The following is a 22,475-nucleotide window of genomic DNA, read 5'->3' as shown; positions in this document are numbered from 1 at the left end:
TCAAATCCTCGGGGAGAGTCCATCGGCCAGCGAGAGTCTGTAGGCGCGCACGCCCGGCAGCAGGCTGGCCAGCCAGCCGGCTGCGAGCAGGCTGGCGAGCAGTATCCATTCGTTCAGTGTAGGTTCGCTGAGGCGAAGCGCGAGGCCGAACTGGGCCTGCAGCCATGGCGCGAGCAGGGCGATGCCGAGCACCGCCAAGACCACGCCGATCGCCACGCCCAGCAGCGTGACCAGTGCGCCTTCGAGCGCCAGCAGCGCCAGCACGTGGCGCAGGCTGGCACCTACCGCGCGCAGCACCGCGAGCTCGCGGCGGCGTTCGTTGAGGCCGGCCATCACCACCGACACCAGGCCGGCGAGGCTGACCAGCGCGACCAGCGCCGACATCAGCAGGAGTGCGTTCTCGCCGATGCCGACCACGCTCCAGAGCTCGTCGAGCGCCACGCCCGGCAGGATGGCCATCAGCGCTTCGGTGGGGTAGGTCGAGACCCAGCGCTGCACGCCGAACACCGCCGCGCGGTTCTTGAGGCCGACCAGCACTGCGGTCACGTTCTTGGGCGTGAGATCGAACTTGCGCACCTGCTCGGCCGGAATCCGAACGCCCGGCAGCGGCGCGCCGCCGGCCCATTCGAGATGGATGGCTTCCATCGCCGGCAGGCCGATGTGCACCGTGCGGTCGACCGGCGTGCCGGTGCGCGCCAGCACGCCCACCACCGTGAAGGGCTTGTCCGCGTGCTCGGCCACGTTGAGCTCGCCGCTGCCGTGCGCGAGCGTGATCTTCTGGCCCACGTGGTAGCCCAGCCGGTCGGCCACCTCGGCGCCGACGACCGCATCGAAGAGCTCGGCTAGGGCCGTGCCTTCGCGCAGCTGCAGCGGCTGGCGCTCGCCGTAGCGGAAGTGCTGGAAGTACTCGGGCGTGGTCGCGAGCACCGCAAAGCCGCGGTGCGAATCCCCGAGCGAGAGCGGCAGGACCCAGTCCACGCCCGGGTGCTGGGCCAGCGCCTGCACGCTCTTCCACTGCATGTTGTTGGTGGCGGCGCCGATGCGGAACACCGAGTAGAGCAGGAGCTGCGAAGAGCCCGTGCGCGCGCCCACGATCAGGTCGGTGCCCGAGACGGAGGACGAGAAGTTCTCGCGCAGCTCGGTGCGGATGCGTTCGACGCCGAGCAGCAGGAAGGTCGACAGCGCGATCGACAGCACCGTGAGCGCGAGCGTGAAGCGGCGGTTCCAGGCGCTCTTCCAGGCGATGCCGAACAAGGCTTTCATGCAGCGGCTCCCACGGCCGCGGCGCGATTGATATCGGGCAAGAGGATGTGGCGGCCGAAGCGCGCCGCGATGCGCTGGTCATGGCTCACGAACACCAATGCGCTGTGACTGGCCTGGCAGGCCGCGACCAGCACGTCGAGAAAAGCCTCGCGCCGGTCTTCGTCGAGCGCCGAGGTCGGCTCGTCGGCGATCACGACCTCCGGCTGGCCGATCAGCGCGCGCGCCGCCGCCACGCGCTGCTGCTGGCCCACCGAGAGCAGCATGGCCTGGCGCTGCCACAGGCTGGCGTCCAGACCCATCCGTTCCAGAAGCTGCTGTGCCTGCACCCGCGCCGAACCCGCGCGCGAGGCCTGCGCCATGCGGCGGGCCGAGAAGCGGCAAGGCAGGAGCACGTTGTCGAGCACGCTGAGGTAGGGCAGCAGGTTGAACTGCTGGAAGATGTAGCCCACATGCGCAACCCGGTTGCGGTCGCGCGCGCTGCCCGAGAGCGCGGCCCAGTCGCGGCCCAGCAGCGTGACGCGGCCTGCACCGGCCACCAGCACGCCGGCCAGCAACGACAGCAGCGTGCTCTTGCCGCACCCGCTGGGACCGTGCAGGAACACGGCCTCGCCGGCCGCGATCTCGAGCCGCTCGATGTCGACGCAGGGTGCGCCGGCGCCGGGCCAGGCGAAGCGCAGCGACTCGACGCTGAGAACCGGAGTCACTTGCCCCAGGCCAGCCGTGAATTCGGTCGTTTCAGCGTGCGCTTGAACTGGCCTTCGCGTGAAACGATCTGGGCATCGATCTGGCGCATGCCCTTGAAGGCGGTGAACAGGCCGATGTCGATGAATTTCGCCGCTGCCGCATTGGTGCAGTTGAAGGCAAAGGTGCCGTCCAGGTCGGCATGGCCTTCGGCGGCGCCGGTGCCGGCCTCGGTCTTGCCCAGGCCCAGCGCCGTCGATTGCAGTGCGATCGGGCCGAGCTTGCAGTTGGCTGCCGGATCGATCTTGAACAGTTGGTCGGCCGCGCGCAACTGGGCGACCGCAGCCTCCGCGGTCTTCTTCTCGGCATCGGTCTTCGGCGCATGCTCGAAGCCGACGAAATTCTCGAGCGGCGACTCCATCGCAATCACGATCGCCGGCCCGTCGATCGCGACGTCGAGCTTGACCTGGCCGTGCACATGCGCGCGTTGCTGTGTCTGCGCCATGGTGGCCCAGGGCGCCGCCGCGAGCAGGGACGCCAGCGCGAGACCGGAAAAAGCGCGTTGGAAATTCATGCTTTCGCACCTTGCCGGGTCGGCAGCCCCGCCGTGTTGCTCCACTCGCTCCAGCTGCCGGCATAGAGCGCGGTCGGCCCCAGCCCGGCGATCTGCATCGCGAGCAGGTTGGGCACGGCGCTCACGCCGCTGCCGCAGTGATGGACGACCGTTGCGGGATCCCGCCCCGCCAGCAGCGCTTCGAACTCGGCGCGCAACTGGGCGGCCGGCTTGAACTTGCCGTCGGGACCGAGGTTTTCGGTGAAGGGCCGGTTCAGGGCCCCGGGGATGTGACCCGCGATCGGGTCCAGAGGTTCCACCTCGCCGCGATAACGTGCTGCGGCGCGCGCATCGATCAGCGTCTGGTCAGCTTTCTCGAGCCGCGAGGCGACGGTCTGCGTGTCGGCGAGCGCGAGCAAGGGCGTGCCGGCGACGAAGTTCGACTGGAAGCGCGCGGGCTCTTCGCGGGCGGTCACTGCGCCGCCCGCCGCCTGCCAGGCCTGCAGCCCGCCGTCGAGCACGGCCACGGCCTCGTGCCCCATCCACTTGAGCATCCACCAGAGCCGGCCGCAGTAGTTGGCGCCGTTGCGGTCGTAGACCACGGCCTGCATGTTGTTGCCAAAGCCGACGCTGGACAGCCAGGCCGCGAACTTCTCGCGGCTGGGCAGCGGGTGGCGCCCGCCCGAGGCCGGCGGGCCCTCGTCCGTCGTCACGATTACCACCTCGCCGCGCGCGCCGGGCAGGCCGTGCTTCGCGCTCAGGTCGGTGTCGAGATTGGCGTAGACCGCGCCGGGAATGTGGGCCGCGCGGTACTGCTCGCCGCCGGCTTCGGGCTTCATCAGGTCGAAGCTGCAGTCGAACACCATCAGCGGAGCGCCGCTGTCCTGCAGCGCCATGAGCTGGTCGACGGAAATCAGGGTCGTGTACATATGAGCTCCTTCAATGCTCTTCCGCAGGCGCCTTGGGCAGCGAGCGCTGGCGCAACACGGTGGCGGCGATGCCGCTCACGACAATCAATGCCATGCCGGCCCAGCCGGCCGCGTCGATGCGGTCGCCGAACAGCAGCACGCTGTAGATCGCCGCGAAGACGATGCCCGAATACTGCAGGTTCGCGACCACCAGCGTACCGCTTTCGGTCTTGGCACTGGAATAGGCGCGCGTCATGCAAAGCTGTCCCAGCGCCGCCAACACGCCCACCGGCACCAGCCACAGCGCATGGCGCCAGGTCCATTCGGCCCAGGGTGTGAAGCCGCCCAGCAGGGCGGCCAGCCCGCCCGCCACCGCGGAGCCGAGCGCGAAGTAGAACACCGTGCGCGCCTCGGGCTCGCCGGCCCGCGAGAGCGCCACCACCTGCATGTAGGCGAAGGCGGCGGTCAGCCCGGACAAGAGCCCTATGAGCCCCGCAAAACCCTGGTTGTCGCCCACCGTGGGCTTGAGCATCAGCACCACGCCGCCGAAGCCCGCGAGCACGGTGAGCACCAGCGGGCCCTGCAGCGGCGGCCGCGGTATGCGTCCGTCGCGGCCCGGTACCGGCACCCAGGCGAGCAGGGCGCCCCCGACCAGGAAGGCGGCGATCCAGACGCTGCTCATGTAGTTGAGCGTCATCGCGGTGGCGAGCGGCATGTGCGCGATCGCGTAGAACCAGGCGCCGAGCGAGAACACGCCGATCAAACTGCGCCATGCGTGCATGCCGGGGTAGCGCGTGGCCAGCGTGACGCCGCGGCTTCTCGCCAGCACCCAGAGGAAGACGATGCCGATCAGCCCGCGGTAAAGCACCAGCTCGGCGCTCGTGAACCAGGCCGAGGCGATCTTCACGCACACGCCCATGGTGGCGAAGATCAGTGCGCCCAGCACCATCCAGAGCGCCTGCATCGCGGGGTCTTAAGCCTTCATCTCGTGGCGGTACCACTCATGGAACTGCAGCATGCCGTCTTCCATCGGGCTCTGGTAGGGACCGCTCTCGTCGTCGCCGCGCTGCATCAGCGCGCGGCGGCCGGCGTCCATGCGCTCCGCGATCTCGTCGTCTTCCACGCAGGTCTCCATGTAGGCGGCCTGCTGCGCCTCGACGAACTCGCGCTCGAAGGCGACGATCTCCTCGGGATAGAAGAACTCGACCATGTTGAGCGTCTTCTGCGGGCTCACCGGATGCAGGGTCGAGACCGTGAGCACGTGCGGGTACCACTCGATCATCACGTGCGGGTAGTAGGTGAGCCAGATCGCGCCGTACTTGGGCGGCTTGCCCTCGCGGTACTTGAGCAGCTGCTCCTGCCACTTCTGATAGACCGGGCTGCCGGCGCGGCCGAGCCGGTTGGCGACGCCGACCGTCTGCACCGAGTAGTAGCGATTGAATTCCCAGCGCAGGTCGTCGCAGGTGACGAAGCTGCCGAGGCCCGGATGAAAGGGGCCGACATGGTAGTCCTCGAGGTAGACCTCGATGAAGGTCTTCCAGTTGTAGTTGCACTCGTGCAGCTCGACGCGGTCGAGCGCATAGCCCTCGAAATCGAGGTCGGCGCGCGGGCCGAGGCTCGCGAGTTCGGCCGCGATGTCGCGCTTCCTGCCCGTGCCGTTCTTCTCGAACAGGAGGCCGTTCCACTCGGTCAGCGGGTAGTTGTGCAGGTTGAGGCAGGGGTCCTGCTCGAAATGCGGTGCGCCGATCAGCTGGCCGGTGGTGCGCGGGTCGGCCGCCGCATAGGTCCAGCGGTGCAGCGGACAGACGATGTTGCCGCCGGTCTGGGCATCGAGCTCGCCGCGGCCCTGCAGAATCAGCGCCTGGCGGTGGCGGCACACGTTGGAAACCAGCTCCACGCCCTTGGGCGTGTGCACCAGCGCGCGGCCCTGCTGCTCCTGCGGCAGGGTGTGGTAGTTGCCCGGCTCGGGCACGGCGAGCCGGTGGCCGACGTAGCGCGGGCCGGCGGCGAAAAGCGTTTGCAGCTCGCGGGCATAGAGCGCCTCGTCGAAGTACGCGGAAACCGGGAGTTGGCTCGAAGCCTGCTGCAGTTGAAGACTTAAATCAGACATGGGTGACCTGACCAAGCTCCCCACAGGGAGAGAAAGAAAACGGAAGGCTGCCGTCGAAGAGGGGTGCGACGGCTCGGTGAAAAATGCCGGCGGGTGCCGGCTTGGGAGACCTGGGATTGTACCCGTGGGCATAGGTTCACGCCCCCCGCCCTAAAATGCCCGGTTTCATCCCCGATCGCCGCATGCCCAAGGTGCCTCCCATTTCTCCGCCGGCCCCGCCTGCCTCGCCCGACACCGGTGCACTGCCCGCAAGCTACGAAGCTGGGCTCCAGGAACTCGAACAACTGGTGACCGAACTCGAATCGGGCCAGTTGCCGCTCGACCAGCTGCTCGGCAGCTACCAGCGCGGTGCGGTGCTGCTCGCGTTCTGCCGCGACAAGCTGCAGGCGGTCGAAGACCAGATCAAGGTGCTCGACGCGGGCGGCCTCAAGGTCTGGACCGGCGAATGACGGTCGCGGATGCCTTGCGCTGGGATGCCCGACGCCTTGCCGCGTGGAGCGATCCGCAGCTGGCGCGCGTCGAGGCCGCGCTGTCGCAATGGGTCGGCATCGACGCGCCGGTGCTGCTCGGCGACGCGATGCGCTATGCCGTGCTCGACGGCGGCAAGCGGCTGCGTCCCTTGCTGGTGTTCGCGGCCAGCGAGGCCGTCGGCGGCCAGGCCGAGGCCGCGCTGCGCGCTGCCTGCGCGGTCGAGCTGATCCATGCCTATTCGCTGGTGCACGACGACCTGCCGTGCATGGACAACGACGTGCTGCGCCGCGGCAAGCCGACCGTGCACGTGAAGTTCGGCGAAGCCGATGCACTCCTGGCTGGCGATGCCTTGCAGGCGCTGGCCTTCGAATTGCTCACGCCCGATGGCGACGGCATCGCGCCCGTGGTGCAGGCGACCCTGTGCCGCCTGTTGGCCCGTGCGGCCGGCAGCCAGGGCATGGCCGGCGGCCAAGCCATCGATCTCGCGAGCGTCGGCGTGGCGCTCGACGAGGCGCAGCTGCGCGAGATGCATCGGCTCAAGACCGGCGCCCTGCTGCAGGGCAGCGTCGAGATGGGCGCGGCTTGCGGCGGCACCATCGCGGCCGATGCGCTCGCGGCGCTGCGCGACTACGGTGCGGCCATCGGCCTCGCCTTCCAGGTGGTGGATGACATCCTCGACGTCGTCGCCGATTCGCAGACCCTGGGCAAGACCGCCGGCAAGGACGCCGCGAGCGACAAGCCCACCTACGTGTCCCTGCTCGGCCTCGACGGCGCGCGGGCCCAGGCCCGCGAACTGCTGGCCCAGGCGCTGGCCGCGCTCGATCGCAGCACGCTGGCCGATACCGGCGCGCTGCGCGCGCTGGCCCACATGGTCGTGGACCGCGACCGATAACAAAAAAGTCTCCCCATGGCTCCGTTGCTCCCCACGATCCACGATCCTTCCGTCCTGCGGCAGTTCGACCGCGCGCAGCTCAAGCAGCTGGCCGACGAAGTGCGCAGCTGCGTGCTCGACAACGTGTCGCGCACCGGCGGGCACCTGAGCTCCAACCTCGGCACGGTCGAGCTCACGGTCGCGCTGCACCATGTGTTCAACACGCCGCACGACCGGCTGGTGTGGGACGTGGGCCACCAGACCTATCCGCACAAGATCCTGACCGGCCGGCGCGAGCGCATGCCCACGCTGCGCCAGATCGGCGGCATCTCTGGCTTTCCGCAACGCACCGAGAGCGAGTACGACACCTTCGGCACCGCGCATTCGTCGACCAGCATCTCGGCCGCGCTCGGCATGGCGATGGCGGCCAAGCAGAAGGGCGAGGACCGCCACGCGGTCGCGATCATCGGCGACGGCGCGCTGACCGCCGGCATGGCCTTCGAGGCGCTCAACAACGCGGGGGTCTGCCACTGCAAGCTGCTGGTGATCCTGAACGACAACGACATGTCGATCAGCCCGCCGGTCGGCGCGCTCAACCGCTACCTCGCGCAGCTCATGAGCGGCAACTTCTACGCCGCGGCCAAGAACGTCGGCAAGACCGTGCTGCGCGCCGCGCCGCCGCTGTTCGAGCTGGCCAAGCGCTTCGAGCAGCATGCCAAGGGCATGGTGGTGCCGGCCACGCTGTTCGAGCAATTCGGCTTCAACTACGTCGGCCCGATCGACGGCCACGACATCGATTCGCTGGTGCCGACGCTCGAGAATCTCAAGCATCTCGAAGGCCCGCAGTTCCTGCACGTGGTCACCAAGAAGGGCCAGGGCTACAAGCTGGCCGAGGCCGATCCGGTGGCCTACCACGGGCCTTCCAAGTTCGATCCGGCGGTCGGCCTCGTCAAGCCCGCCACTGCGCCCAAGCAGACCTTCACGCAGGTCTTCGGCAGCTGGCTGTGCGACATGGCCGCGCAGGACGGCCGGCTGGTCGGCATCACGCCCGCGATGCGCGAGGGCTCGGGGCTGGTCGAGTTCGAGCAGCGCTTTCCCGAGCGCTACTACGACGTCGGCATCGCCGAGCAGCATGCGGTCACCTTCGCGGCCGGCCTGGCCTGCGAAGGGCTCAAGCCGGTGGTCGCGATCTATTCGACCTTCCTGCAGCGCGCCTACGACCAGCTGATCCACGACGTTGCGATCCAGAACCTGCCGGTGGTGTTCGCGCTCGACCGCGCCGGCCTGGTGGGTGCCGACGGCGCCACGCATGCGGGCGCCTACGACATCGCCTTCATCCGCTGCATTCCCAACATGAGCCTGGCCTGCCCGGCGGACGAGGCCGAGTGCCGGCAGCTGCTCTCCAGCGCCTTCGCGCAGAGCCATCCGGTGGCGGTGCGCTATCCGCGCGGCGCGGGCGCCGGCGTCACGCCCGGTCTCACGCTCGACGCGCTGCCCTTCGGCAAGGGCGAAGTCCGCCGCGAAGGCCGGCGCATCGCCATCCTCGCTTTCGGCACCTTGCTCTATCCGGCGCTGAAGGCCGCAGAGGCGCTCGATGCCACGGTGCTCAACATGCGCTGGGCCAAGCCGCTCGACGTCGAGCTGCTGCTGCAGGTGGCCGGCACGCACGATGCCATCGTGACGATCGAGGAGGGTGCCGTCATGGGCGGCGCGGGCAGCGCCGTGCTGGAAGCCTTGCAGGCCGCGCAGGTGGACAAGCCCGTGCTGCAACTCGGCCTGCCCGATCGCTTCATCGAGCATGGCGACCCGGCCAAGCTGCTGGCCAGCATCGGCCTCGATGCGGCGGGCATCGAGCAATCGATCCGGCAGCGCTTCGGCGATGCGTCTGCCGCAGGGAAAACCCCCCCCGGCACGGTGTAAGCACTTTTTACAATCGCGCTCGACTCAACAAGTCAGCAACGCGGCCACAAGCCGCGTTCTCGTTTTTCAATGCACTCGGAGTGAATTCAATGGATCGTCGTTCCCTCATCAAAAACGCAGGCATCGCCGGCGTCCTCGCTGCCGGCATCGCGCCGGCAGTCCATGCGCAGGCCGCGGTTCGCTGGCGTCTGGCATCCAGCTTCCCGAAGTCGCTGGACACCATCTTCGGAACGGCCGAGACGTTCTCGAAAAAGGTGAGCGACATTACGGGCGGCAAGTTCCAGATCTCGGTGCATGCCAGTGGTGAGCTGATGCCGGCCTTGGGTGTGCTCGACGGCGTGCAGAACGCTTCGGTCGAGATGGCGCACACCGCGCCGTACTACTTCTACGGCAAGGACCCGACCTTCGCGTTGGGCTGTGCGGTGCCCTTCGGCATGAACACGCGCCAGATGAACGCATGGATGTACGAAGGCAACGGCCTGAAGCTGATGCGCGAGTTCTACGCCAAGTACAACGTCTTCAGTCTGCCGGGCGGCAATACGGGCGCGCAGATGGGCGGCTGGTTCCGCAAGGAAATCAAGTCGGTCGCCGACCTGAAGGGCTTGAAGTTCCGCACCAACCCGATCGCGGGCAAGGTGCTCGAGCCCTTCGGCATGATCCCGCAATCGATCCCGGGCGCCGACCTGTATCCCGCGCTCGAGAAGGGCACGATCGACGCGCTCGAGTGGGTCGGCCCGTACGACGATCAGAAGCTCGGCTTCAACAAGGTCGCGCCGTTCTACTACTACCCCGGCTGGTGGGAAGGCGGCCCGCAGCTGGACTTCTATATCAATAGCAAGGCATGGGAAGGCCTGTCGGCCGAATACAAGGCGGTGGTCGAGGTGGCTGCTGCGCATGCCCACGTCACGATGACGGCCAAGTACGATGCCAAGAACCCGATCGCGCTCAAGCAGCTGGTCGGTTCCGGCACCAAGCTGCGCCCCTTCACGCAGGACGTGATGAACGCAGCCTTCAAGTCGGCCCAGCAGATCTACGCGGACCTGAACAACAGCAACCCGGAGTGGAAGAAGGTCTACACCGACTACGCCAAGTTCCTGGCCGACCAGAATGCCTGGTTCCGCTTCACCGAAGGCACCTACGATCGCTTCATGCAGCAGCAGAAGCTCTGAGCGTGCTTCGCTTCAAGACAAAAAACCCCGCCGGTTACGGCGGGGTTTTTTTCATGGCGATGCGCTCGGCGACGCGTTCGGCAAAGCCCGTGAGCAGCCGCGCGTCGGCCGAATGGAACCAGGTGACGGCGCCATTGCGGCGGCGCACCAGCAGGCGCGGCGCAATGACACGCTCGAGCCAGCGCCAGTGCACGAGCTTGAGTTGCGCCACGTCGGCCGCATGCTCGCGCTTGGTCCAGAGCCAGGTCTGCGTGAGCACATCGCCTTCGAGGCGCGTGCGGCTGTAGACGATCCAGTAGCCGACCCAGAGGATGCACATGGCCGCCACTCCAAAAACCAGGAGGCTGGGCGTGGACCAGTCGACGCTCCGCAGCGACGGCAGGCTCCAGAGGCCGAAGCCGATCAGGTCGATCACCAGAACGACCGCCAGCGTTCGCACGAAAGGCGGGTAGGCCGGGCTCTCCAGCGCGACAGGGGCGTCGACTGCGTCGCTCACTGCTTCTTGTCGGCGCTAGGGCTCGGGGGCTCGGGCTCCGGCATCGGTAGGGCGTCGGGCTCGGCCGGCTTCTGGGTGCCGAACGGATCTTCCATGTTGATGCTGCTGCCCGGCCCCTGCGAGTCGGCCGGCATCTCGAGCTGCACCTTGTCGACGTCGACCTCGATCTTCTTGTCGAGGAACACGGTAACGGCCTGCGGGAAGAAGATCACGATCGCCACAAGCAGCAGCTGCAGCCCGACCCACGGGATCGCGCCCAGGTAGATGTCGCGCGAATCGATCTTGCGCGGCAGCGCGTTGTTCTTGAACAGCGTGTCGGCGATGCCGCGCAGGTAGAACAGCGCGAAGCCGAAGGGCGGATGCATGAAGGAGGTCTGCATGTTCACGCACAAGAGCACGCCGAACCACACCATGTCGATGCCGAGCTTGGCCGCGACCGGCCCGAGCATCGGCAAGATGATGAAGGCGATCTCGAAGAAGTCGAGGAAGAAGGCCAGGAAGAAGACGAAGATGTTGACGACGATCAGGAAGCCGATCTGTCCGCCGGGCAGGCCCGAGAGCATGTGCTCGATCCACTTCGCGCCGTCCACGCCCTGGAACACGAGCGAGAACACGCGCGAGCCGATCAGGATGAAGATCACCATGGCGGTGAGGCGCATGGTGCCGTTCATCGCTTCCTTGAGCATCGGCCAGTTGAGCCGCCGGTGGAGCGCGGCCAGCAGCAGCGAGCCGACGGCGCCCATCGCGCCGGCCTCGGTCGGCGTCGCGATCGCATGCTCCATGAAGGGCAGGCCGCCCATCGAGCCGAGCACGGCGAAGATCAGGATGGCCGAAGGGATGATGCCGCGCAGGCATTTGCCCCACAGCGCCCAGCCGACGAGCGTGCGTGCGGTGACCGGCACGCCGGGCACGTAGCTCGGGCGGATGCGCGAAACCAGGAAGGTGTAGAGCGCGAAGATCAGCACCTGCAGGATCGAGGGCCCCCACGCGCCCTTGTACATCTGGCCGACGTCGGTGCCGAGCTGGTCGGCCATGACGATCAGCACGAGGGAAGGCGGCACCAGCTGCGTGATGGTGCCCGAGGCCGCCAGCACGCCGGTGGAGTAGCGCATGTTGTAGCCGTAGCGCATCATCACCGGCAGCGAGATCATCGCCATCGCGATCACCTGGCCGGCCACGGTGCCGGTGATGGCGCCGAGGATGAAGCCGACGATGATCACCGAGTAGCCGAGGCCGCCGCGCACCGGGCCGAAGAGCTGGCCCATCGAGTCGAGCATGTCCTCGGCCAGGCCGCACTTCTCGAGCACGGAGCCCATCAGCGTGAAGAAGGGGATTGCCAGCAACGTCTCGTTGGACAGGATGCCGAACACGTTGAGCGGCAGGTTGGCCATGAAGCCGGCCGGGAACCAGCCCATCTCGATCGCGATGAAGCCGCTGAGCAGGCCCAGCGCCGAGAGCGAAAACGCGACCGGAAAACCGATCAGCATGATCACGATCAGCCCCGCGAACATGATTGGGGCGAAATTTTCCATCTGCATTTCTTATCCTGCGAAGCGGTGCGTGGGACAGCGGGGACTCGTGGCGGCGGTGCTCACTGCACCGGCTTCTCGTAGTGCGTGTCCATCTCGATCAGGCCGCGCAGGTAGGCGACGCGCTTGATGATTTCCGCCACGCCCTGCAGGAACATGGCGCCGAAGCCCAGCGGCATCATCAAGGCCGCGGGCCAGCGGATGAGGCCGCCGATGTTGCCCGACATCTCACCGCTCCTGAGCATGCCGAGGAAGAAGGGGAGGGTCAGCCAGAAGAGCAGGCCCATCACCGGCAGCAGGAAGAAGACCAGGCCGAAGAGGTCGACATACACCGGGCCGTTGCGCCTGAGCTTGCCGTAGATGATGTCCACGCGCACGTGTTCGTTGAGCTTGAGCACGAGCGGCGCGCCGAGCATCACGGTGGCGGCGAACAGGTACCACTGGATCTCGAGCCACGCATTGGAGCTGAAGTCCAGGCCGTAGCGCACGAAGGCGTTGCCGGCGGAGATCACCGAGGCGGCGAGGACGGCCCACGCCGCCACCTTGCCGAACTGGGCACTGATCCAGTCCATGGCCAGCGCGAATTTGAGGAATGCGGACAAGGCTTGTCTCCCTGCGGGAAAAATTCTGGCGCCAGTCGGGGAGGTCGGCGCAAAGCCCGCAATGGTAACGCCGTGCTGCAAGGCCTCGACAGGGCGCGAGCGACGGGTTTACCCGTGGAGTTCCATGGCCGTAGCGAGCCGCAAGGCAGGTGGCCATAATGGCCCATGCCTTCGAGCCCGCCGTCCAGCACGCCCTTCGGCACCCCCAGCCTGCCTTTTTCGATCGACTCGCCCGACATGCGTCGTGCGGGCCGCGAACTGCTCTCGCTGGCGCTGATCGATGCGCGCAATCACACGCTGCATCTGCTTTCGCTTTACGAACAGGCGCTGGGTTCTGCTGCGTTGGCCGTTCCCCGCCAGGACGGGGTCGAGCCGCCGGTGTGGTTGGCCGGCCACATCGGCTGGTTCGCGGAATGGTGGATCGGGCGCAATACCCAGCGCGCCTTCGGCGTCGACTGCCCGGTGCGTCCGACGCGGCTGGCTGCGATCGAACCGCAGGCCGACGCGTGCTGGAATCCGGCGCAGATCGCCTGGGTGGACCGCTGGTCGCCCCAGCTGCCCGATCTCGCGCAGACCAAGGCCTATCTGCTCGACACGCTGGAAAGCACGCTCGAACTGCTCGAACATGCAGTCGAGACCGATACCGGTCTTTACTTCTACCGGCTCGCGCTGTTCCACGAAGACTTGCGCGGTGAGCAACTGGTGGTGATGGCCCAGACGCTGGGTTTGCCGCTGGGCATCGAGCAGGAGCCGGCCGCGGTCGAGCGCGAGCCGCTCCTCATGCCGGCCACCGCCTGGGAGCTGGGCGTGGCCGATGCCGGCTTCGCGTTCGCGCAGGAGCGAGGCGTGCTCCAGGTCGAAGTGCCGGAGTTCGAGATCGACGCCCAGCCCGTCACCTGGAGCCAGTACGTGGAATTCGTCGACGACGGCGGCTACGACCGCGAGGACTTGTGGCATCCCGAAGGACTCCTGTGGCTCGAGCGGCAGGCCGAAGGGCGGCGCGGCCCGCGCCATGTGGCCCAGATCGGCGCCGCGCGCCATGGCGCCGGCGGTTCCGTGCTGCAGCAGCGTTTCGGCCGCACGGTGCGCGCGGCGGGCAACCAGAGCGCGGTGCACGTGGCCTGGTGGGAGGCCGATGCCTGGGCGCGCTGGGCCGGGCGCCGTCTTGCGACCGAGGTGGAGTGGGAAATCGCGGCCCACACCGCCGCGCGCCGCGGCTTCCGCTGGGCCGACGTCCATGAATGGACCGCGGGCACGCTGAAGCCCTGGCCGGGCTTCCGTGCCGATCCCTGGAGCGGCGGCACCGAGTTCGATCCGCAGCCGGTCTTCGGCCAGGCCCACGTGCTGCGCGGCGCATCGCTCGCCACGCGCGCGCGCCTGCGCTCGCCGAAGCGCCGCGGCTTTGCGATGCCGCAGCGCGACGACGGTTTCTTCGGGTTCCGCACTTGCGCATATTGACAACAACATCAACGGAAAGGGCGCTGCCGAATGGCTCGCGTGCGTGACCCGGCCGGCTACGACGGCCAGCGAGAAATGATTCTTTCCAATGCGGCGCAGCTGTTCGCGCAGCGCGGCTTTGCGGGTACTTCGATGAACGAGGTGGCCGCAGCCTGCGGCGTGTCGAAGGCCACGCTCTATCACTACGTGCGCGACAAGCACGACCTGGCGGTGCGCATCGCCGAGGAGCACGTGCAGAGGCTCGAGTCGGTGGTGCAGGAGGTGCTGCGCGAGCACCAGGCGCCCGAGGCCCGGCTCGCCGAACTCATCCGGCGCTTCGTTGCGGAGTACGCGATTGCCCAGAACGCCCAGCGCGTGCTGACCGAAGACGTGCGCTTCCTGCGCGAAGAGGACCAGGAGCGCATCTTGAACGTGGAGCGGCGCGTGGTCGCGGCCTTCGCGCGCACCATCGCCGAGGTGCGCGGCGAGGATCCGCAAAGCAAGCTCGGCAAGCCGATGGCGATGCTGCTGTTCGGCATGATCAACTGGATGTTCACTTGGCTCAAGCCGGGGCGCGAACTCGATCACGACGCGATCGGCGCGATGGTGTCCGAACTCTTCTTCGGCGGCGTTCGGGCCGTGACGCTTCCGGAGGCGCTCGCGGCCGATCAGCGGCATGCCACAATCCGCGGCACCCCCGCAGCGTAGACCTCACATGAGCATCAAGAGCGACAAATGGATCCGGCGCATGGCCGAGAAGAACGGCATGATCGAGCCCTTCGAACCAGGCCAGATCCGCGAGCAGGACGGCCATCGCATCATCAGCTACGGCACCTCGAGCTACGGCTACGACATCCGCTGCGCGCCCGAGTTCAAGGTCTTCACCAACATCCACAGCACGGTGGTCGATCCGAAGAACTTCGACGAGAAGAGCTTCGTCGATTTCCATGGCGACAGCTGCATCATCCCGCCCAACAGCTTCGCGCTGGCACGCACGATGGAGTACTTCCGCATCCCGCGCAACGTGCTGACCATCTGCCTGGGCAAGAGCACCTATGCGCGCTGCGGCATCATCGTCAACGTCACGCCCTTCGAGCCCGAATGGGAAGGCTACGTGACGCTGGAATTCAGCAACACCACGCCGCTGCCGGCCAAGATCTATGCCGGCGAGGGTTGCGCGCAGGTGCTGTTCTTCGAGAGTGACGAGGTCTGCGAAACGAGCTACAAAGACCGCGGCGGCAAGTACCAGGGCCAGCGGGGTGTGACACTGCCGAAGGCCTGAGCAGGAGAGCGTCATGAAGTGGGAAGGCAACCGCGAATCCGACAACGTGGAAGACCGCCGGGACGAAGGCGGCGGGGGCTTCGGCGGCTTGCCGATCGGCGGGCGGAGTGTCGGCATCGGCACCATCGTCGTGGCACTGCTTGCGGGCTGGATCTTCGGCATCAATCCGCTCACGCTGCTCAGCATGTTCGCCGGCGGCGGCGAAGCGCCGATCGTCCAGCAGCAGCAGCAGCAGCAGCGGGCTCCGGCGCCGCCGGCCAACGACGAGGCGGCACGCTTCGTCTCGGTCGTGCTGGCCGACACCGAGGACGTCTGGACCCCGATCTTCCAGCAGGCCGGTTCGACCTACCGCCAGCCCAGGCTGGTGTTGTTCCGCGGCGCCACGCCCACGGCCTGCGGCACCGGCCAGAGCGCCATGGGTCCCTTCTACTGTCCGGGTGACCAGAAGGTCTACATCGATCTCGGCTTCTTCGACACCCTGAAGCGCGAACTCGGCGCCCCGGGCGAGTTCGCGCAGGCCTACGTGATCGCGCATGAGGTCGGCCACCATGTGCAGAACCAGCTCGGCATCACGGGCAAGGTCGATTCGATGCGCGGCCGCATCAGCCAGGCCGACAGCAATGCGCTGAGCGTGCGCGTCGAACTGCAAGCCGACTGTTTCGCCGGCGTCTGGGCCAACAAGGCGCAGAACGCGCGCCAGATCCTCGAGCAGGGCGACGTGGAGTCGGCGATGAACGCCGCCGCGAAGATCGGCGACGACGCGCTGCAGCGTTCGGCCGGCCGGGCGGTGGTGCCCGACAGCTTCACCCACGGCACCAGCGCCCAGCGCCAGCGCTGGTTCACGACCGGGCTGAAGAGTGGTTCGATGAAGGCCTGCGACACTTTCAATACCCGCAATCTTTGAGGCGCAGGGCCTCGATGGCCCGTTTTTACTGCGATGCCTGCTATCGAAAAGATAGCAGGCATCGCAGTCACCGCACTGTCATCGCCGTCTTTTGCCGCAGTGCGACAATACCCGGCTTCATGACAAGCTCCTTCTCCAATCTTTCCCTGGCCGAACCGCTGGCGCGCGCCGTGGCCGAAATGGGCTACGAAACCATGACGCCGATCCAGGAGCAGGCCATTCCGGTGGTCCTCGCGGGCCAGGACGTGATGGGCGCGGCGCAGACCGGCACCGGGAAAACCGCTGCCTTCTCGCTGCCGCTTTTGCAGCGCATGCTCAAGCACGAGAACAGCTCGACCTCGCCGGCGCGCCATCCGGTGCGTGCCCTGGTGCTCCTGCCCACGCGCGAGCTGGCGGACCAGGTGGCGCAGCAGGTCAAGCTCTACGCCAAGCACACCCAGTTGCGCAGCGCGGTGGTGTTCGGCGGCATCGACATGAAGCCGCAGACGCTGGAACTCAAGAAGGGCGTCGAGGTGCTGGTCGCCACGCCGGGCCGGCTGCTGGACCATATCGAAGCCAAGAACGCGGTGCTCAACCAGGTCGAATACGTGGTGCTCGACGAGGCCGACCGCATGCTCGACATCGGCTTCCTGCCCGACCTGCAGCGCATCCTCTCGTTCCTGCCCAAGCAGCGCACCACTTTGCTGTTCTCGGCCACCTTCTCGCCCGAGATCAAGCGTCTCGCGGGCAGCTACCTGCAGAACCCGGTCACCATCGAGGTGGCGCGGCCGAACGAAACCGCTTCCACCGTCGAACAGCATTTCTACAGCGTGAGCGACGACGACAAGCGCCGCGCGCTCAAGCAGATCCTGAAGCAGCGCGGCCTCAAGCAAGCCTTCGTCTTTGTCAACAGCAAGCTGGGCTGCGCGCGGCTTGCGCGTTCGCTCGAACGCGAAGGCTTGAATACCACCGCCCTGCACGGCGACAAGAGCCAGGACGAGCGCCTGAAGGCGCTCGCGGCCTTCAAGGCCGGCGAGGTCGACCTGCTGGTGGCCACCGACGTCGCGGCGCGCGGCCTCGACATCAAGGACGTGCCGGCGGTCTTCAACTTCGACATTCCGTTCAACGCCGAAGACTACGTGCACCGCATCGGCCGCACCGGCCGCGCCGGCGCCTCCGGCCTGGCGGTGAGCTTCGCGAGCGGCGGCAACGACGTGCGCCTGGTGGCCGACATCGAGAAGCTGATCAAGAAGAAGATCGAGCTGGAACCGATCGAGTTCGAGGAAGACCGCCCGCGCGGCCGCATCAACGACGGCCGCCGCCACTGGCGCGACGAAGGCGAGGCCGGCGATGCGCGCGACGTGCTCGACCAGCCGCGCGAACGCAGCGAAGCCCGTCCTGTGCGCAGTGGCCGGCCGCACCGCGCACCCGCGACACCGCGCGATCCCTTCTTCGAGCAGCCCTACGAAACGCCGGAGCGCGAAGCCGCGCCGGCCTGGGAAGCGGCCGCCAAGACCACGCCTTCGCGCGGCATCTCGAGCAACATCAAGAGCAAGCGCAAGGTCGCGGCGCTGTTCAAGACCGCAGCACAGCCGAATTAGGGGCTCAGCCCGGCTTCTGCGCTGCCGGGCAGCGGGCCTGGATCAGTTCGCGCTCCTCGAGCGTCGCGCCCATGCGCACCGCGCTCAGGCAGCCGCCCCAGACGCAACCGGTATCGGTCGACAACAGGTCGGGCCGAGAGAGCCAGCCCAGCGTCGACCAGTGCCCGCAGGCGATGGTGGCGGCTTGCGTCCTGCGGCCAGGCACGTCGAACCACGGCATGAAACCCGCGGGCGCGGACGCGGTCCCGTCCTTGGTTTCGAATTCCATCAGGCCATCCGTCGTACAGAAACGCAGCCGCGTGAGCGCATTGACGATCGCGCGCAGCCGCGCATGGCCACTGAGCGTGTCGCTCCACTGCGCGGGCTCGTTGCCGTACATCTCGTGCAGGAATTCGCCGGATGCGGAACCGCGCAGCACCGACTCGACCTCGGCCGCGTAGACCAGCGTGTCGGCCACGCTCCACTGCGGCAGCACGCCCGCATGCACCATCAGCAGGTCGCCGCCGCCCACCGAGCGGTGCAGCGCCATGGGCTGCTGGCGCAGCCAGTCGAGCAGGGCCTCGCGGTCGGGCGCTTCGAGCACGCCGTGCAGCGTGTCCTTGCGCCCGAGCTTGCGCGCGCCCTGTGCGACGCCGAGCAGGTGCAAGTCGTGGTTGCCGAGCACGGTCTTCGCCGCGCCGCCGTAGCGCTGCACGCGCCGCAGCACCTCGGCCGACGCGGGGCCGCGGTTGACCAGGTCGCCCAGGAGCACCAGGGTGTCGCGGCTGGGAGAGAAAGCGATGTCGTCGAGCAGGCGCTGCAGGGGCTCGTCGCAGCCCTGCACATCGCCGATCAGGTAGAGTGCCATCTCCCCATTCTCTCCCGCATACATGGATGTTTTTCTGCTGGCCTTGCTGACCACGCTCAACGCGTTGTTCGCAATGTCCGAAATGGCCCTTTCCACCAGTCGTCGAGCGCGGCTCGCGGCGCTGGCCGAAGCGGGGGATACGGGGGCGGAGGCTGCGCTCAAGCTGATGGAGGATCCGACGCAGTTTCTCTCCAGCGTGCAGATCGGCATCACCTCGATCGGCATGTTGAGCGGCATCGTCGGCGAGGCGGCCTTCGCGGCGCCGCTCGCGTACTGGATGGAAGGGCTGGGTCTGGGTGCGGGCGGTGCGAGCTTCGTGTCGACGGCCATCGTGGTGACCTGCATCACCTTCTTCACGATCGTCTTCGGCGAGCTGGTGCCCAAGCGCATCGGCCAGCTCTACCCCGAGCCGGTGGCGCGCTACGTGGCGCGGCCGATGCGCGCGCTGGCCACCGCCGCCAAGCCCTTCGTGCTCTTGCTGTCGGGTGCCACGGCCGCCATGCTCAAGTTGCTGCGCATCGATTCGAGCGCAGCCCGCATGATGACCGAGGAGGAGATCTCCGCCAGCCTCGAGGAAGGCGTCGATGCCGGCGTGATCGAAATGCACGAGCACCAGATGGTGCGCAATGTGTTCCATCTCGATGATCGCCGGCTGAGCTCGCTGATGGTGCCGCGTGCCGATATCGAATGGCTGGAGGCCTCTTTCACCGTCGCGCAGAGCCTGCAGAAGGTGTCTGCTGCGAGCGCGCTCAACCTGGTCCACTCCTGGTACCCGGTGTGCCGCACCTCGCTGGACGATGTGGTGGGCGTGATCAGCGTGGCGCACCTGTTGACGTTGAGTCCGACGCACGAGGGCACCATCGAGTCGGTGGCGCAGCCCGCGGTGTTCGTGCCCGAGACGCTCACCGGCATGGAACTGCTGGAGCAGTTCCGCACGCGCGCCGGCCGGCTGGTGTTCGTGGTCGACGAATACGGCGTGGTGCAGGGCCTCATGACGCCGCGCGACTTGCTGGAAGCGATCACCGGCGAGCTGCAGACCGCCACCCAGGGCGATGCCTGGGCCCACGAACGGCCCGACGGCGTGTGGGAGCTCGACGGCCTGATGCCGGTGTCCGAACTGCGCGCGCGGCTCGGCATCCGCGAGCTGCCCGAGGAGGAGCGCGGGCGCTACAACACCGTGGCGGGTTTGCTGATCTTCGTCTCCGGCCATCTGCCCGAGCTCGGCGAGCGCATCGATTGCGAGGACTGGAACTTCGAGATCACTGCGATCGACGGCAGGCGCATCGACCGCGTGCTGGCGCGTCCGCTCGGCGTGGCCGCGCACGCCGCGAGCTGATCGCCGGCGGCGTCGAGCAAAAGCCTATCCGCCGAGCCGCATTTCACCGGGGTACGGATGCGCCGGCCGCCATTTCCAGGGGCGGTACGGGGTCGCGTTGTGAGAATCAGCCTTGCACGCCGGTCGGCCTGTGGCCTCAAAGCCCCGAATGACGAGGTTTGCATGCGAATTCCTCAAAAGTCGCTTTGGAAAGTAACTATTTGTGTGATTCAATCGACCCCCGGAGTGAGGACCAGTCGAGGGATTTCATGAAGAAACTGCTGAGCATCGTGTGCGCGACAGCCTTGGTCTGTGGATGCGCAACCCGGCCCCAGGAGGGCCCCGGTTCGGGTTCCGGCGCGGACTACGTGCCCATGGTGGCGCCGTCGGCGGTCGAAAGCTCGGTCTACGAGCAGGACGTGGCCAAGTGCCGCGCGAACGCGAAGAACGTGCCTTTCAACGCCAGCCAGCACGACGATGCGCTGGTCGTGGTCGACGGGGGCGTGATCGGCGTCGGCATCCTGCAAGGATGGCCGACGCTCGTCGGCGGCGTGGTGATCGGCGGGCTGGTCGGCTTCAATCACTGGGTCTACACGCCCGAGCGGCGCGCCTGGAAGACCAAGCAGGAAACCGTGATGGCCAACTGCATGGCGCAAAAGGGCTACATCAACACCGACCCTAGCGTGCGCGTCACCTGGGTGCCGCCTGCACTGCGGGCGGTGGAAAGCATCCGGCCCACGGGCCGGGACACCTACAACGTGGAGCAGCTCGCCAAGGCGCAGCGTTGCAATGCCACGCCGCAGGCGACGCTGGTGGAGAAGGGGCCGGGCTTCGAGCGCCACACCGTGGCCTGCACCAACGGCCAGGTCATGGCGGTGCGCTGCGAGTTCGGCCAATGCCGGGTGAGCCAGATGACGGCGCTGCGCAGCTAGTCGCCAGCAGCCAATACCGCTTGTAGAGCGGGCCCCCTAGTCGATCTTCAGCACGCGGCTGGAGCTCCCCTGCCGCTTGGGCAGCGTGAGGCGCAGCACGCCGTCCTCCAGCTTGGCGACGGCGGTCTTTTCGTCCACGTCGCTGCCGAGCGTGAAGCCGCGCGACACGCTGCCGTGATAGGTTTCTTTCGTCAGCGTGCGGCCGTGCTTTTCTTCCAGCTCCTTCTTGATCTCGGCGGCGATGGAGACGTAGTTGCCGTCGATCGAGACGCGGATGTCCTCCTTCTTCGCGCCCGGGATCTCCGCGCTGACCAGGTATTCCTTGTCGTTCTCGCTGATGTCGACGCGAATGTCGGACGGCACGTCCACCTCATCCAGCATCTGCAGCGGCCGCGCCCAGCGGCGCATCATTTCGGGGAACAGGTTGTCGATGCGCTCGAGACGGTTAAAGGCATTCATGGTGAATGGCTCCAGGTAGGTTGAACAACACGTCGCTCCGTTCCATGATTCATGAACGGCGACACCCAAGGAATATGGTCGACCCTTGCCAAGCCCCTGGCGTGCCCGCGGAATTCGGCTAGCGGAAGAGAGATGGCCCAACGATTCGATATCTGCAACGGCGATGCCGACGGCCTGTGCGCTGCCGTGCAATGGCGGCTGCACGAGCCCGCGCCCGCGGCGCTGCTGACAGGCCTGAAGCGCGAGATCGCGCTCGTCGGGCGCGTGCCCGCGAAGGCCGGCGACGAGCTCAATGTCTTCGACCTGTCGATGCGGCCCAACCGGGGGGCCTTGCAGCGCCTGCTCGACGCCGGCGTGCGCGTGCGCTATTTCGACCATCACGTGGTGGAGGACATGCCCGCGCACCCGCTGCTCGAGTCGCACGTCGACACCGCCACTGACGTCTGCACCAGCCTGCTCGTCGACCGCCATCTCGGCGGCACCTTTCGCGCCTGGGCGCTGGTGGGCATCTACGGCGACAACCTGGCCGCGGTCGCCGACCGGCTGGCGCTCGATTCGAACGTCGACGCCGGCGACTGCGCGCTGCTGCGGCGGCTCGGGGAAGCGATCAACTACAACGCCTACGGCGACGAGGAGCGCGACGTGCACATCGCGCCGCGCGACTTGCACGCCATCATGCTGCGCTACCGCGACCCGCGCGACATGCTGGCCTACGAGCCCGTGGTCGACGAGATCGATGCGCAGCGCCACAGCGATCTGCAGCAGGCGCTTGCCGTTGCCCCGCTCTGGCAGGATGCGGGCGCCAGCGTGCGCGTGCTGCCGGATGCGCCATGGAGCCGCCGCGTGCTCGGTTGCATCGCCAACGAGCTCGCGAACGCCGAGCCGCAACGCGCCCATGCGGTGCTCAAGCAGCAGGGCAAGGGCTATGCCGTCAGCGTGCGCGCGCCGCTGGCGTCGCCGTCGGGCGCCCACGCGCTGTGCAGCCGCTTCGGCGGCGGCGGGCGGGCTCGGGCCGCCGGCATCGACGGGCTTGCGCAGGATGAGCTGGAGAGCTTTATCTGCGCCTTCGCGAACGCACGCTGGGGCGAGCCGCCCGGCCCCTGACGCACATCGGTCGCCTCGACGAAGATGCAGGACGCATCAGGA

General features: G+C 67.5%; 23 protein-coding genes. 12 read left to right on the top strand and 11 right to left on the bottom strand.

All coding sequences use genetic code 11. The annotated features are described in order from the left end of the window. From BLS74_RS12290 to BLS74_RS12265, 6 genes are read right to left on the bottom strand one after another with little or no spacing between them, the layout of a single operon-like run. Positions 1-1,263, bottom strand: coding sequence for an ABC transporter permease (locus tag BLS74_RS12290; protein ID WP_093106328.1), 1,263 nt, complete (start codon positions 1,261-1,263; stop codon positions 1-3). Next, positions 1,260-1,967: an ABC transporter ATP-binding protein gene (locus tag BLS74_RS12285; protein ID WP_093106325.1), complete on the bottom strand. Its 708-nt coding sequence runs from the start codon at positions 1,965-1,967 to the stop codon at positions 1,260-1,262. Before BLS74_RS12285 ends, BLS74_RS12290 begins: the two co-directional genes overlap by 4 nt. Then, positions 1,964-2,518, bottom strand: coding sequence for a DUF2796 domain-containing protein (locus BLS74_RS12280; protein WP_093106323.1), 555 nt, complete (start codon positions 2,516-2,518; stop codon positions 1,964-1,966). Before BLS74_RS12280 ends, BLS74_RS12285 begins: the two co-directional genes overlap by 4 nt. After that, positions 2,515-3,426 (bottom strand): sulfurtransferase, encoded by a 912-nt coding sequence (locus BLS74_RS12275; protein ID WP_093106320.1) that lies wholly within the window; start codon positions 3,424-3,426, stop codon positions 2,515-2,517. Before BLS74_RS12275 ends, BLS74_RS12280 begins: the two co-directional genes overlap by 4 nt. 10 nt (positions 3,427-3,436) lie before the next feature. Continuing rightward, complete coding sequence (locus BLS74_RS12270; RefSeq protein ID WP_170855587.1) at positions 3,437-4,369, bottom strand: DMT family transporter; 933 nt, start codon at positions 4,367-4,369, stop codon at positions 3,437-3,439. Between the two features lie 9 nt (positions 4,370-4,378). Next, positions 4,379-5,515, bottom strand: coding sequence for an aromatic ring-hydroxylating oxygenase subunit alpha (locus BLS74_RS12265; protein ID WP_093106318.1), 1,137 nt, complete (start codon positions 5,513-5,515; stop codon positions 4,379-4,381). Positions 5,516-5,697: 182 nt separating this feature from the next. Between BLS74_RS12265 and xseB the strand changes: the two genes are divergently transcribed. The 4 genes from xseB to dctP all read left to right on the top strand — a co-directional run bounded on the left by xseB (position 5,698) and on the right by dctP (position 9,946). Then, the gene (xseB, locus tag BLS74_RS12260; protein ID WP_093106838.1) at positions 5,698-5,964 is read left to right on the top strand and encodes an exodeoxyribonuclease VII small subunit; all 267 of its coding nucleotides are present in this window, start codon (positions 5,698-5,700) and stop codon (positions 5,962-5,964) included. Continuing rightward, complete coding sequence (locus BLS74_RS12255; protein ID WP_093106315.1) at positions 5,961-6,878, top strand: polyprenyl synthetase family protein; 918 nt, start codon at positions 5,961-5,963, stop codon at positions 6,876-6,878. Before xseB ends, BLS74_RS12255 begins: the two co-directional genes overlap by 4 nt. A gap of 15 nt (positions 6,879-6,893) precedes the next feature. Then, positions 6,894-8,777, top strand: a complete 1,884-nt coding sequence (dxs, locus tag BLS74_RS12250) for a 1-deoxy-D-xylulose-5-phosphate synthase (RefSeq protein ID WP_093106313.1) — start codon at positions 6,894-6,896, stop codon at positions 8,775-8,777. Positions 8,778-8,866: 89 nt separating this feature from the next. After that, the gene (dctP, locus tag BLS74_RS12245) at positions 8,867-9,946 is read left to right on the top strand and encodes a TRAP transporter substrate-binding protein (RefSeq protein ID WP_093106310.1); all 1,080 of its coding nucleotides are present in this window, start codon (positions 8,867-8,869) and stop codon (positions 9,944-9,946) included. Between the two features lie 34 nt (positions 9,947-9,980). On the opposite strand, the gene BLS74_RS12240 is transcribed toward dctP, so the two are convergent. The 3 genes from BLS74_RS12240 to BLS74_RS12230 are packed head-to-tail and all read right to left on the bottom strand — an operon-like array spanning position 9,981 to position 12,573. Beyond that, positions 9,981-10,442 (bottom strand): hypothetical protein, encoded by a 462-nt coding sequence (locus tag BLS74_RS12240; RefSeq protein WP_093106308.1) that lies wholly within the window; start codon positions 10,440-10,442, stop codon positions 9,981-9,983. Further along, a complete protein-coding gene (locus BLS74_RS12235; RefSeq protein WP_093106305.1) occupies positions 10,439-11,980 on the bottom strand; it encodes a TRAP transporter large permease in 1,542 nt (513 codons plus the stop codon). The genes BLS74_RS12240 and BLS74_RS12235 overlap by 4 nt, the downstream gene beginning before the upstream one ends. A gap of 53 nt (positions 11,981-12,033) precedes the next feature. Next, positions 12,034-12,573 (bottom strand): TRAP transporter small permease subunit, encoded by a 540-nt coding sequence (locus BLS74_RS12230; RefSeq protein WP_093106303.1) that lies wholly within the window; start codon positions 12,571-12,573, stop codon positions 12,034-12,036. A gap of 165 nt (positions 12,574-12,738) precedes the next feature. Between BLS74_RS12230 and BLS74_RS12225 the strand changes: the two genes are divergently transcribed. The 5 genes from BLS74_RS12225 to BLS74_RS12205 all read left to right on the top strand — a co-directional run bounded on the left by BLS74_RS12225 (position 12,739) and on the right by BLS74_RS12205 (position 17,776). Continuing rightward, positions 12,739-14,031: an SUMF1/EgtB/PvdO family nonheme iron enzyme gene (locus tag BLS74_RS12225; RefSeq protein ID WP_093106300.1), complete on the top strand. Its 1,293-nt coding sequence runs from the start codon at positions 12,739-12,741 to the stop codon at positions 14,029-14,031. A gap of 30 nt (positions 14,032-14,061) precedes the next feature. Further along, on the top strand, positions 14,062-14,718 hold the full coding sequence (locus tag BLS74_RS12220; protein ID WP_093106297.1) for a TetR/AcrR family transcriptional regulator: 657 nt from the start codon (positions 14,062-14,064) through the stop codon (positions 14,716-14,718). A gap of 7 nt (positions 14,719-14,725) precedes the next feature. Further along, the gene (gene dcd / locus BLS74_RS12215; RefSeq protein WP_093106295.1) at positions 14,726-15,292 is read left to right on the top strand and encodes a dCTP deaminase; all 567 of its coding nucleotides are present in this window, start codon (positions 14,726-14,728) and stop codon (positions 15,290-15,292) included. A gap of 13 nt (positions 15,293-15,305) precedes the next feature. After that, positions 15,306-16,196 carry a KPN_02809 family neutral zinc metallopeptidase gene (locus BLS74_RS12210; protein WP_093106292.1) on the top strand — a complete coding sequence of 297 codons (891 nt, stop codon included), beginning with the start codon at positions 15,306-15,308 and terminating at the stop codon, positions 16,194-16,196. Positions 16,197-16,315: 119 nt separating this feature from the next. Beyond that, positions 16,316-17,776, top strand: a complete 1,461-nt coding sequence (locus BLS74_RS12205) for a DEAD/DEAH box helicase (RefSeq protein WP_093106290.1) — start codon at positions 16,316-16,318, stop codon at positions 17,774-17,776. Between the two features lie 4 nt (positions 17,777-17,780). On the opposite strand, the gene BLS74_RS12200 is transcribed toward BLS74_RS12205, so the two are convergent. Next, positions 17,781-18,623, bottom strand: a complete 843-nt coding sequence (locus BLS74_RS12200; protein ID WP_093106288.1) for a symmetrical bis(5'-nucleosyl)-tetraphosphatase — start codon at positions 18,621-18,623, stop codon at positions 17,781-17,783. A 22-nt stretch (positions 18,624-18,645) separates the two neighbouring features. Here BLS74_RS12200 and BLS74_RS12195 point away from each other — a divergent pair, with 22 nt between their 5' ends. Beyond that, entirely contained in the window at positions 18,646-19,959 is a 1,314-nt protein-coding gene (locus BLS74_RS12195; protein WP_093106286.1) for a hemolysin family protein, read from the top strand. 248 nt (positions 19,960-20,207) lie between these two features. After that, positions 20,208-20,870, top strand: coding sequence for a hypothetical protein (locus tag BLS74_RS12190; RefSeq protein WP_139191675.1), 663 nt, complete (start codon positions 20,208-20,210; stop codon positions 20,868-20,870). Between the two features lie 36 nt (positions 20,871-20,906). Here the strand turns inward: BLS74_RS12190 and BLS74_RS12185 are convergent, their stop codons facing one another. Then, a complete protein-coding gene (locus BLS74_RS12185; protein WP_093106281.1) occupies positions 20,907-21,329 on the bottom strand; it encodes an Hsp20/alpha crystallin family protein in 423 nt (140 codons plus the stop codon). Positions 21,330-21,461: 132 nt separating this feature from the next. On the opposite strand from BLS74_RS12185, the gene BLS74_RS12180 reads away from it, so the two are divergent. After that, the gene (locus BLS74_RS12180) at positions 21,462-22,433 is read left to right on the top strand and encodes a DHHA1 domain-containing protein (RefSeq protein ID WP_093106279.1); all 972 of its coding nucleotides are present in this window, start codon (positions 21,462-21,464) and stop codon (positions 22,431-22,433) included. The last annotated feature ends 42 nt before the right edge of the window (positions 22,434-22,475 follow it).

Source organism: Variovorax sp. CF079, from assembly GCF_900101545.1.
Classification (GTDB): Bacteria; Pseudomonadota; Gammaproteobacteria; order Burkholderiales; family Burkholderiaceae_C; genus Variovorax.
The sequence above is the reverse complement of the archived record's forward strand: the minus strand, read 5'-3'. Positions and strand labels throughout refer to the sequence as shown.